The following is a 10,885-nucleotide window of genomic DNA, read 5'->3' as shown; positions in this document are numbered from 1 at the left end:
GACTGTTTATTGTTAAAGAACTGTATTCGGTACTGCCTTGCTGCATTTGCGAATCGTTTTGTTCGTCAGCAGCAGAGGAGTGAGATTATGCCGTGCTTCGCTTAACTCGTCAACCCCTCGTCTGTTTTGTCGCGCCGTCGTTTCCGACTCAATTCATGCGCTGCAAAACAGGACGCGCACTATAACAACCCACGTGCCCTTACGCAAGTACCGTTGCACGAGCGCGACTTCAACGCCTCCACCATCTAATTGACGTTTAGGCAATAATCACGAATACTGAACTAGAAAATATATCAATCCGCCCGAAGGACACCGGTGACCCTCGACGCCAACCAGATCCTGGCTCTCGCGCCCGATCCCGCCTCGGCCAAGGCCGGCAGCCAGTTGGCGACGCCGCGAAACTGGTCGAATCTCGGCACGAGCGACAGCGCCCTGTGGGGCGAATGCCAGGGCAGCGGCAAGACACCGTATCGCACCCAGATCGACCTCGGCGGCCCCGCCTTCAAATGCACGTGCCCCAGCCGCAAATTCCCTTGCAAGCACGGCCTCGGCCTGTACCTGCTGCGCACCTCCGAACCGTCCCTGTTCGGCCAGGCGGAGGCACCGGCCTGGGTGAGCGACTGGCTGCAGGGCCGCCAGACGCGCCAGGAAAAGAAGGCGACCGTAAAAGATACCGGTCCGGAAGCCGCGGTCCAGGCTCGCAAGCGTGAAGAAAAGCGCGAAGACAAAGTCAGTGCCGGCCTGGCGGACCTGCAGACCTGGCTGCATGACCTGGCGCGCGAAGGTCTCGCGTCCGTGCGCTCGCGCGGCCAGGGCTTCTGGGATGCGATCGCCGCGCGCATGGCCGATGCCCAGGCCGCCCCGGTCGCACGCCGTCTGCGCCGCGCGGGCAGCATGCTGTACCAATCCGGCCTGCGCAATGCCGAGAGCCTCGTCGCGAACGAACTCGCATCGCTGTACCTGCTGGTCCAGGCATGGCAACGCATCGAGCAGTTGACGCCCGCGCTGCAGGCCGACGTGCGCGCCCTGCTCGGGTGGACGATGAGCCAGGACGACGTCCTGCGCCAGGGAACCGTCACGGACCGCTGGGGCGTGCTCGCCCAATGCACGTTCGACGACGAGCGCCTGCGCGTGCGCTCGACCTGGCTGCTGGGCGAAGCGACGGGACGCTGGGCCCTGCACCTCCAGTACGCGGTCGGCACACAGGGCTTCGAGCAGCAGCTCGCGCCGGGCACGTCGTTCGACGGTGATTTGTGCTTCTATCCGAGCGCATGGCCGCTGCGCGCGCAGATCCGGCGCCAGGACGACGTACAGCCCCTGTCCGGCATCGATAGCCCGTCCAGCCTCGACACCCTGCAGGACACGTACGCGGACGCCCTCGCCGCCCAGCCCTTCCTCGAGCGCCACCCGGTGCTGCTCGGCGGCCTCCTGCCGGACGGCGCGGACCATGGCATCGTCCGCGACGCGCTGGGCCGCCGCATTGCGCTGCATCCATCCTTCCGCCATCCGCTGCACCTGCTGGCTCTCTCCGGCGGCCATCCGCTCACGGTCTGCGGCGAATGGGATGGCCGCATGCTGCTGCCGCTCGCCGTCTGGCACGACGGACGGCTCTACAACATCGACAGCGACCTCCCATGAACGACGAGGCGCGCCAGCTGCGGCAGCTGTTAAAAATCGGGATGGCCCGCGCCGGCCGTCCGCCCGCCGGACTCCCCGCGCCGCTCGATGCGTTGCTGCCGCACGATGCCGCGGCGGCACCTGAAGGGGCGCTGTGGCTGTCGCTCGGCGCCCTCGACCTGTGGGAACGCAGCGGTTTCATCGCGCCCGACCAGCCCGCGCCCGCCTTTGTGCCCGCCTCGGCGCCCGACACGCTGCGTCCTTGCCCGCCCCGTGCGCAGGCCGTCCTGACCCTCCTGCTGCGCGACCTGCATCCGGCCGGCCTGGAAGCGGAGTGGCTCCGGCTGCTGCACCGGTACGGCGGCCATCTGCCCGCGCACATGCTGCCCAAGCTGCTCGATGCGGCCACGCGCCAGCCGGCGCTGCGTCCCGCGCTGCTGCCCGTGCTGGGCGAACGCGGACATTGGCTCGCGCGCGTGCAGGCGGAGTGGAACTGGGCCGCCGACATCGATGCGGAGGCCGCGCCGTGGGATACCGGCACGCCGGAACAACGCGTGGCCGCGCTGCGCGACTGGCGTGCGCGCGATCCGCAGGCAGCGCTCGCCGCACTCGCCGCGGCGTGGAGCAGCGAGCCCCCGGACCAGCGCGCGGCCCTGCTGGCCGCCCTGGCCGTCGGACTGGGGCCGGACGACGAAGCCTTCCTCGAAGCGGCGCTCGACGATCGTCGCAAGGAAGTGCGCATCGCGGCCCAGCGCCTGCTCGCGCGCCTGCCCGGATCGCGGCTGGCGCAGCGCATGGAGGGCCGGCTGCTGCCGCTGCTGCGGATCGAATCCGACCGCATCGAACTGACCCTGCCGGCAGCGCTGGACGCGGCCATGCGGCGCGACGGCATCGGCGCCGCGCCGCATCACGGCCTGGGCGAAAAAGCCGGGTGGGTCGTCGACATGCTGGCTGCCGCCGATCCGCACGTATGGACCCGCCAGTTCGACCGCACACCGCGCGCCTGCCTCGAACTCGCCGGGCACAGCGAATTCGCGGCCGTGTTCGTGCGCGGCTGGGCGCTGGCCGTCCAGCGCCAGGACGGCGCACGCGCATGGTTGCTCGACTTCCTCATCTGGTCGGCGGGCGCCCGCCCATCCCTGCGCGAGGCCGTGCCCGACAGCCTGTTCGACGTCGCCGCCGCCCACATCGCACAAGACGATGCACTGTTCGACGCCCTCGCCGGCAAGTGGATCGGCGACGGGTTCCCGATGCGGCTGCTGACGCGCCTCGCAGCCGGCGCGCCACACGCCTGGTCCGAGGACATGAGCCGGCGCGCACTGGAGCGGCTGCGCACATCGATGCTGCCGCTGCCCGACATGGGCCACCCGTGGCTCGTACGCCAGATGCTGTCCAGCCTCGCCCTCGCGCTCGACCCGGCGACCACCGTGGCGTCGGAAGCAGGCCTGCGCGCGGCCTGGCAGCCCGACGCCGAATGGGACAACGCCGTCAACGCATTCTTCGATCTCGCGCGCCTGCGCCACGAGATGACCCTTTCATTCCAGGAGCCCGCATGACCGCCACCTCTTCCGTCCTCCGCCAGCACGCCGAGCAGCAGTACGCCGACGAGCTGGAAGCGCTGATCGCCGTCGATACGCGCCAGCGCCCGCCCCGCTGGAAGATGTCGCCGTGGGCCGTCTCGACGTACCTGCTGGGCGGCGAGCTGGAAAACGGCGCGACGATCAGCGCCAAGTACATCGGCAATCCGCGCGTGATCGAGATCGCCGTTGCCACGCTCGCCACCGACCGCGCCCTGTTGCTGCTCGGCGTGCCGGGCACCGCGAAATCGTGGGTGTCCGAACATCTCGCGGCCGCGATCAGCGGCGACTCCACGCTCGTCGTGCACGGCACCGCCGGTACCAGCGAGGAAGCCGTGCGCTATGGTTGGAACTACGCGCAGCTGCTGGCCAAGGGCCCGTCGCAGGAAGCCATCGTCCCGAGCCCGGTGATGCGCGCCATGCGCACGGGACGCATCGCCCGCATCGAGGAACTCACGCGCATGCCGGGCGAGGTGCAGGACAGCCTGATCTCGATCCTGTCCGAGAAGGTCTTGCCGATCGCGGAACTGGACGACGAGGTGCTGGCCGAGAAAGGCTTCAACATCATCGCCACCGCGAACGACCGCGACCGCGGCGTCAACGAGCTGTCGAGCGCACTGAAACGCCGCTTCAACACCGTCGTGCTGCCGCCGCCGCGCACGGCCGACGAGGAAGTGCGCATCGTCGAGACGCGCGTGGCGAGCATCGGACGCGCATTGGAGCTGCCGGCCGAGACGCCGGCGCTGGAAGAGATCCGCCGCATCGTCACCGTGTTCCGCGAACTGCGCGAAGGCGTCACCAGCGACGGCAAGACGAAGCTGAAAGTCCCCAGCGCCAGCATGAGCACCGCCGAGGCCATCTCCGTCGTCACGCACGGCCTGTCGCTGGCGGCGCACTTCGGCGACGGCGTGCTGCGCGGCGCGGACCTTGCGGCCGGCATGGTCGGCGCGATCGTCAAGGATCCGCTGCAGGACCGCGTGGCGATGCTCGAATACCTGGAGACCGTCGTCAAGGAACGCGACGGCTGGAAGGATTTGTACCGCGCCTGCCGCGACGTGATGGCGTGAGCGCGCGATGAGCGTCCACCTGTTCGGCGTGCGCCACCACGGCCCAGGTTGCGCGCGCAGCCTGGCGGCGGCGCTGGCTGCGCTGGCGCCGGATTGCATCCTCGTCGAGGGTCCGCCGGAAGCGGATGCGCTGGCGCCCTTTGCCGGCCATGCGGAGCTGGTGCCGCCCGTGGCCCTGCTGCTGTACGCGCCGGCCGATCCGCAGCGCGCCGTGTTCTACCCGTTCGCCGAGTATTCGCCGGAATGGCAGGCGCTCCGCCATGCCGCGGAACATGGCGTGAATCTCCGCTTCTGCGACCTGCCGCAGGCGCACCGCTTCGCGTTGCGTGCCGCGGACGACAAGAAGGACGACGACATCCACGACGACCCGCTGCGCTGGCTCGCCCGCGCGGCCGGCTACGGCGACACGGAGACGTGGTGGGACCATCTCGTCGAACAGCGCGGCGACAGCCTGGACCTGTTCGCCGCCATCGCCGAGATGATGACGGCGCTGCGCAACGAAGCCGGCCCGCCGTCCGACGACGTCGAAATAAAACGCGAAGCGTGGATGCGCACGGCGATCCGCCAGGCCGTCAAGGAGGGCCGCGAACGCATCGCCGTCGTGTGCGGCGCGTGGCATGTCCCGGCCCTCGCGACACTGCCCAGCGCGAAGAGCGACGCCGATCTGTTGAAAGGCCTGGCGAAGGAAAAGATTGCGGCGACGTGGGTGCCGTGGACGCACGGCCGTCTTACATTCGCCAGCGGCTACGGCGCGGGCGTGACGGCGCCCGGCTGGTATCGCCACCTGTGGCGCCATCGCGAGCGCGCCGGCCTGCACTGGCTGACGGAGGTCGCCACGCTGCTGCGCAAGCACGACCTCGACGCGTCGTCCGCCCACGTGATCGAAGCCGCGCGCCTGGCCGACACGCTGGCCGCGCTGCGCGACCGCCCGCGCGCTGGCCTGGATGAATTGATGGAAGCCGTGCGCGCCGTGTTCTGCTACGACAGCGACGCGCCGCTGCGCCTGATCCGGCGCGAGCTGCTGGTCGACGAAGCGCTGGGCACCGTGCCGGACGATGTGCCGGCCGTGCCGCTCGCGCAGGACGTGGCCGCGCAACAGAAGCGCCTGCGCATGCCGGTGCGGGCCGACATGACGGAACTCGATCTCGACCTGCGCCAGCCCGCTCACCTGGAAAAGAGCGTGCTGCTGCATCGCCTTGCGCTGCTGGGCGTCCCGTGGGGGCGGCAGCAGAGCGTCCGCGGCCGGACGGGCACCTTCCACGAACAATGGCAGCTCGCGTGGGAGCCGGAATTCGCCGTCGACCTGATCGCCGCCAGCCGCTGGGGCGCCACGCTCGACAGCGCCGCGACGGCGCTCGCCGCCGACCGCGCGGCGCAGGCGCACACCCTGCCGGAACTCACGCGCCTGATGGAGACGATCCTGCTGGCCGACCTGCGCGCGGCCGTCGATCCGCTGATGGCGCGCATCCAGGAAGTGGGCACGTTGACGCCCGACCTCGGGCTGCTGCTGGCCGCGCTGCCGTCGCTCGTCAATGTGCTGCGCTACGGCAGCGCGCGCAACGTCGACACGCAGGCGCTGGGGAGCGTCGTCGACGGCCTCCTGGCGCGCGCGTGCATCGCGCTGCCGTACGGTCTGCGCGGCGTCGCGGACGATGCGGCCGCCGCGCTGCTGGGCCAGATCATCGCGGCCGACCAGGCCGTGCGCCTGCTGCAGGACGAGACGCACGCGGCGGCCTGGTTCGATGCGCTGGAGGCCGGCGCGACGAGCGATTTGTCGCATCCGCTGCTGGCGGGACGGTGCGGCCGCATCCTCACGGAGCAGGGACGCTGGGACAGCGGGCGCGCCGCGCGCCAGCTCGCGCTGCGCTGCTCGCCGACCGTGCCGCCGCTCGTCACCGCGCACTGGCTCGAAGGGTTTTTACAGGGCAGCGGCGCCCTGCTCGCGCACAGCGACCCGTTGTGGAACATCGTGAACGGCTGGCTGCTCGCGCAGCCGGACCACGTCTTCACGGAACTGCTGCCGCTGCTGCGCCGGACAGTGGCCACGTTCAGCGCGCCCGAGCGGCGCGAACTGGGCCAGCGCGCGGCGCAGGCCGGCGGCAAGCTCGCGCATGCGGCGCCGGCGACGGCCGTCGATCCGGTACGTGCGCGGCGCGTGCTGCCCATCCTGCACACACTGTTCGGGACCCAGTCACTCCAGGAGGCCATCGATGGCGAATGAACAGGAAGCGGCGCGCCGCTGGCGCCTCGTGCTGGGGCAGGACGCGGGCGAATCGCTCACCTTGGGCGGTGCCGATGCCGCGATCGATGCGGCGCTCGACGCGCTGTACGGCGCCGGTCCGGACACGCGCAGCGGCGGCCTCGGTGGATCGGCACCGCGCGTGGCGCGCTGGCTGGGCGACATCCGCCAGTACTTCCCGTCCAGCGTCGTGCAGGTGATGCAGAAGGATGCGTTCGACCGCCTCGGCCTGCAGCAGATGCTGTGCGAACCGGAGATGCTGGCGGCCGTCGAGCCGGACGTGCACCTCGTCGCGACGCTCCTCAGCCTGAACCGCGTCCTGCCGAACAAGACACGCGCGACGGCCCGCGCCGTCGTCGCGAAGGTCGTCGAGGAACTGGAAAAGAAGCTGTCCACGCCGATGCGCCAGGCGGTGTCCGGAAGCCTGAACCGGGCGGCGCGCAACCGGCGCCCGCGCCACCAGGACATCGACTGGCCGCGCACCATCCGCGCCAACCTGCGGCATTATCAACCGGACTACCAGACGATCATCCCGGAGACGCGCATCGGCTACGGCCGGCGCGGACGCTCGCTGCGCGACATCGTGCTGTGCGTCGACCAGAGCGGATCGATGGCGCCGTCCGTCGTGTACGCGAGCGTGTTCGCGGCGGTCCTTGCGAGCATCAAGGCGGTGACCACGTCGGTGGTCGTGTTCGACACGACCGTCGTCGACCTGACGCCGCTGCTGCACGACCCGGTCGAGGTCCTGTTCGGCACGCAGCTGGGCGGCGGCACGGACATCAACCGCGCGCTCGCGTATTGCCAGGGCCTCGTCACGCGGCCGCAGGACACGATCTTCGTCCTGATCAGCGACCTGTACGAGGGCGGCAACAATGCGGAAATGCTGCGGCGCGCGGCGAGCCTCGTCGGCAGCGGCGCGCAGGTGATATCCCTGCTCGCACTGGACGACAGCGGCGCCCCTTCGTACGACCGCAACAATGCGGCGCAGCTGGCCGCGATGGGCATCCCCTGCTTCGCCTGCACGCCCGACCTGTTCCCCGACCTGATGGCGGCGGCGATCCAGCGGCACAGCCTCGAACAGTGGGCGTCGCAGGCGGGTATCGTCCACGCGTAACCACGTGCTTCAATCGTGCGGGCGGTTGAACACAGCCGTGTTTGGCGCTACTGTCATCCCATGGACGATCAAGCTTCTCAACAAGAAAAGAACCACCGAGCCATGCGCGACATCATCGAAGAGGCGCGCTGCATTCTCCCCGGCTTGCAGGCGGTGTTTGGTTTCCAGACGATCGCCGTGTTCAACGAACGGTTCAATGACCTCGCGCTGTACGCACAGGCGTGCCACATGGTCGGCCTCGCCTTGATGGTGATCGCGATGGCTCTCCTGATGACGCCGGCCGTGTATTACCGCGCCCAGCACGGTTACGCGACGTCGCTCATGGTCAAGGTAGCGCGCAAAGCCATCCGGGGTGCGTTGATGCCACTGGCTCTTGGGCTGTCGCTCGACATGTTGACGGTCGTGTCGCTTGCAACCGACATGCTCTCGCTCAGTATCGCTGCCGCGGTTGCCTCACTCTGCCTCTTTGTGGGACTCTGGTACCTCATTCCGCGCCGTGACCCGATCCAGGTCGGCGAACCGCAGGCCTGACGCCGGCGTAGCCGCGGCCGTGTTGTGTGAGGCGGCGAACAGATGAGGGCGCTTGCACCCGGATAATGCTCCTGTGTTCACGGCATCGTGGACAAGAATTTTACGAACTGGGCGACACTGGCCTACCTTCAAGTTCCGATATCGGGGGGAGCACAGACGGTGGCGAGTGTTTGCCCAGCCGTTCACGCAGCGGCGACGCGACGATCGCGCGCCTGCTGTGACGGCTGGGAGCGGTGCAACCGAGAGCGTTTGCCGATGTCGAAGCTTGTAGCGTTTCGACTCCAGGGAGGCAAGCATGAGCCTGACATTGATCTCGGCCGACTTCACGCCCGGCGGCCCCATCCCCGCCATCCACACATGCGATGGCGCGAATACGTCGCCGGCGCTGTCGTGGTCCGGCGTCCCGCCCGACACCCGCAGCCTCGTCCTCATCATCGACGACCCGGACGCGCCCGATCCTGCGGCACCGAAAATGACCTGGGTGCACTCGGTCCTCTACAACCTGCCGCCGCAGGCGAACCACCTGCCCGCCGGGATACGCGAGGCGGAACTGCCGCGCGGCACGCAAGCCGGCCTCAACGATTTCAAGAACACGCGCTACGGCGGGCCGTGTCCGCCCATCGGACGGCACCGCTACGTGCATAAGCTGTATGCGCTCGACACCGTGCTGCCCGACCTGCGGCATCCGACCAAGCCCCAGCTGGAAAAGGCGATGCAGGGGCATGTGAAGGCGCAGACGGAACTGATCGGCACCTATCAGCGCGGTCACTGATCCGCGCGGATGAAATCGATGAAGGCGCGCAGTGGCGCGGGGACGAGCCTGCGCCCCGGATAGTAGAGATACGGGCCGGAAAAGGATGGCCACCACGGTTCCAGCACGGGCTCGAGCTCGCCACGGTCGATATGCGGGCGCAACCAGTCCTCGAACAGGTAGACGATGCCCGTGCCGGCGACGGCCACGTCGATTTTCAGGTCGAGTGCGCCGCCCACCTGGACGAGCAATTGCCCGGGCGGATCGATTGTGATCGTCTCGCCGTCGCGCTCGAATGTCCAGCGGATGATCGCGCCGCTGGCAAAGCGTGCGCGCATGCAGGCGTGGTCCAGCAAGTCGCGCGGATGCCGAGGGCGGCCGCGCCGGTCGAGATAGTCCGGCGCCGCGGCCGCGGCCATGCGCTGGACGCGCGGTCCGATGGGTACGGCGACCATGTCCTGCTCGAGCTTTTCCTCGTAGCGGATGCCCGCATCGCAGCCGGCCGCGAGCACGTCGACGAAGCTCTCGTCCGCGATCACTTCCAGGCGGATCTCGGGGTAGGCAGCGAGGAAGCGCGGCACGATGGACGGCAGCACGAGCCGCGCCGCGCTCATCGGCACATTGAGCTTGAGGGTGCCGGTGGGCGTATCACGAAAACCATTGACCACGTCGAGCGCACTCTCGACTTCGTTGAGCACGGGGTCCAGGCGCGCAAGCAGGCTGCGGCCCGCTTCCGTCGGCACGACGCTGCGCGTGGTGCGGTTGAGCAGGCGCACGCCGAGCTTCGCTTCAAGACGCCGCACCGCATCGCTGAGACCGGATGCGCTGCCGCTCGTGGCCCGTGCGGCATCGCGGAAGCCGCCGGCGCGGGCGACGGCGACGAAGGCGGACAAATCACCGAGATCGACTTTCATGTGTTTTCCATTGTCCGTTTTGACGTACAACCCATGCGGATTATGCCGGATTGTCCTGAGATCGTCGCGGGCTTATCGTGGATGCACTGTTCACTATCCATCAAGGAGAATCTCAATGTCCACCACGTATCAACTCGGCGACCGCACCGTCCGGCGCCTCGGCTATGGCGCCATGCAGCTGGCAGGGCCCGGCGTCTTCGGGCCGCCGCGGGATCGGGAGGCCGCGCTCGCCGTGCTGCGCGACGCGGTGACGCTCGGCGTCAACCACATCGATACATCGGATTTCTACGGCCCACACGTCACCAATCAATTGATCCGGGAAGCGCTGCATCCGTATCCGGACGACCTCGTCATCGTCACCAAGGTCAGCGCGCGACGCGACGCCCAGGGTGCATGGCTGCCGGCCACGTCACCGAAGGAACTGCGCGAGGCCGTGTACGACAACCTGCGCAATCTCGGCCTGGACGTGCTGGAGGTGGTCAATTTCCGCAGCATGTTGGATGTCCATGGTCCGGCGGAAGGATCGCTCGAAGAACAGGTGACGACGTTGGCGGAGCTGCGCGAGGAAGGTCTCATCAAGCACGTCGGCCTGAGCAACGTGACGATGAAGCAGGTCGAGGACGCGCGGCGCATCGTGCCGATCACGTGTGTGCAGAACATGTATAACCTCGTGCACCGCAATGACGACGCGCTGATCGATGCGCTGGCGCGCGACGGTATTCCGTACGTGCCGTTCTTCCCGCTCGGTGGCTTTTCGCCGCTGCAGTCGGATGCGTTGTCCGCAGTCGCAGCCGAACTCGGTGCGACGCCGATGCAGGTGGCAATCGCCTGGCTGTTGCAGCGGTCGCCGAACATCCTGCTGATTCCCGGGACGTCGTCGAGTGCCCACCTGCGCGAGAACCTGAAGGCGGCGGATCTCGTGTTGTCCTCGGATGTGCTGGCGAAGCTCGATCGGATCTAGAAAGCAAAAAGCTCGCTCAGAGCGAGGATTGGCAGTACCAATCCGAGCGAGCGGGCTTCGTTTTTCCAAAACAAAAAACCCCGTCGAGATCACTCGACGGGGTTTTCTTAATAA

The 10,885-nt window shown here is 68.3% G+C and carries 9 protein-coding genes; 8 read left to right on the top strand and 1 reads right to left on the bottom strand.

Annotated elements, in window-relative coordinates:
• Positions 1-315 precede the first annotated feature (315 nt).
• The 7 genes from QPK29_RS33000 (at position 316) to QPK29_RS32970 (ending at position 8,917) form a co-directional block, all read left to right on the top strand.
• Positions 316-1,638, top strand: a complete 1,323-nt coding sequence (locus QPK29_RS33000; protein WP_371772364.1) for an SWIM zinc finger family protein — start codon at positions 316-318, stop codon at positions 1,636-1,638.
• Complete coding sequence (locus tag QPK29_RS32995) at positions 1,635-3,173, top strand: DUF5691 domain-containing protein (protein WP_160410984.1); 1,539 nt, start codon at positions 1,635-1,637, stop codon at positions 3,171-3,173. The genes QPK29_RS33000 and QPK29_RS32995 overlap by 4 nt, the downstream gene beginning before the upstream one ends.
• Complete coding sequence (locus QPK29_RS32990; RefSeq protein ID WP_056131075.1) at positions 3,170-4,261, top strand: ATP-binding protein; 1,092 nt, start codon at positions 3,170-3,172, stop codon at positions 4,259-4,261. The genes QPK29_RS32995 and QPK29_RS32990 overlap by 4 nt, the downstream gene beginning before the upstream one ends.
• A 7-nt stretch (positions 4,262-4,268) precedes the next feature.
• Positions 4,269-6,482, top strand: coding sequence for a DUF5682 family protein (locus tag QPK29_RS32985; RefSeq protein ID WP_371772365.1), 2,214 nt, complete (start codon positions 4,269-4,271; stop codon positions 6,480-6,482).
• Complete coding sequence (locus QPK29_RS32980; protein WP_371772366.1) at positions 6,472-7,614, top strand: VWA domain-containing protein; 1,143 nt, start codon at positions 6,472-6,474, stop codon at positions 7,612-7,614. The genes QPK29_RS32985 and QPK29_RS32980 overlap by 11 nt, the downstream gene beginning before the upstream one ends.
• 60 nt (positions 7,615-7,674) lie before the next feature.
• Positions 7,675-8,145 (top strand): DUF6328 family protein, encoded by a 471-nt coding sequence (locus QPK29_RS32975; protein WP_056131066.1) that lies wholly within the window; start codon positions 7,675-7,677, stop codon positions 8,143-8,145.
• A 295-nt stretch (positions 8,146-8,440) separates the two neighbouring features.
• Complete coding sequence (locus QPK29_RS32970) at positions 8,441-8,917, top strand: YbhB/YbcL family Raf kinase inhibitor-like protein (RefSeq protein ID WP_371772367.1); 477 nt, start codon at positions 8,441-8,443, stop codon at positions 8,915-8,917.
• Here QPK29_RS32970 and QPK29_RS32965 read toward each other — a convergent pair.
• Complete coding sequence (locus QPK29_RS32965) at positions 8,911-9,810, bottom strand: LysR family transcriptional regulator (protein ID WP_371772368.1); 900 nt, start codon at positions 9,808-9,810, stop codon at positions 8,911-8,913. The two genes, QPK29_RS32970 and QPK29_RS32965, sit on opposite strands and share 7 nt — an antisense overlap.
• 115 nt (positions 9,811-9,925) lie before the next feature.
• Here QPK29_RS32965 and QPK29_RS32960 point away from each other — a divergent pair, with 115 nt between their 5' ends.
• Positions 9,926-10,771, top strand: a complete 846-nt coding sequence (locus QPK29_RS32960) for an aldo/keto reductase family oxidoreductase (protein WP_371772369.1) — start codon at positions 9,926-9,928, stop codon at positions 10,769-10,771.
• The last annotated feature ends 114 nt before the right edge of the window (positions 10,772-10,885 follow it).

The sequence above is a fragment of the Massilia orientalis genome (assembly GCF_030411975.2).
GTDB lineage: Bacteria > Pseudomonadota > Gammaproteobacteria > Burkholderiales > Burkholderiaceae_D > Telluria > Telluria orientalis.
This window is presented reverse-complemented; position numbering and strand designations above follow the sequence as displayed.

Bases quoted from the DNA above. Each gene is read 5' to 3' on its own strand.
- QPK29_RS32995 (WP_160410984.1), top strand. From the start codon at position 1,635: ATGAACGACGAGGCGCGCCAGCTGCGGCAGCTGTTAAAAATCGGGATG.
- QPK29_RS32985 (WP_371772365.1), top strand. From the start codon at position 4,269: ATGAGCGTCCACCTGTTCGGCGTGCGCCACCACGGCCCAGGTTGCGCG.
- QPK29_RS32970 (WP_371772367.1), top strand. From the start codon at position 8,441: ATGAGCCTGACATTGATCTCGGCCGACTTCACGCCCGGCGGCCCCATC.
- QPK29_RS32975 (WP_056131066.1), top strand. From the start codon at position 7,675: ATGGACGATCAAGCTTCTCAACAAGAAAAGAACCACCGAGCCATGCGC.
- QPK29_RS32965 (WP_371772368.1), bottom strand. From the start codon at position 9,810: ATGAAAGTCGATCTCGGTGATTTGTCCGCCTTCGTCGCCGTCGCCCGC.
- QPK29_RS32980 (WP_371772366.1), top strand. From the start codon at position 6,472: ATGGCGAATGAACAGGAAGCGGCGCGCCGCTGGCGCCTCGTGCTGGGG.
- QPK29_RS32960 (WP_371772369.1), top strand. From the start codon at position 9,926: ATGTCCACCACGTATCAACTCGGCGACCGCACCGTCCGGCGCCTCGGC.
- QPK29_RS32990 (WP_056131075.1), top strand. From the start codon at position 3,170: ATGACCGCCACCTCTTCCGTCCTCCGCCAGCACGCCGAGCAGCAGTAC.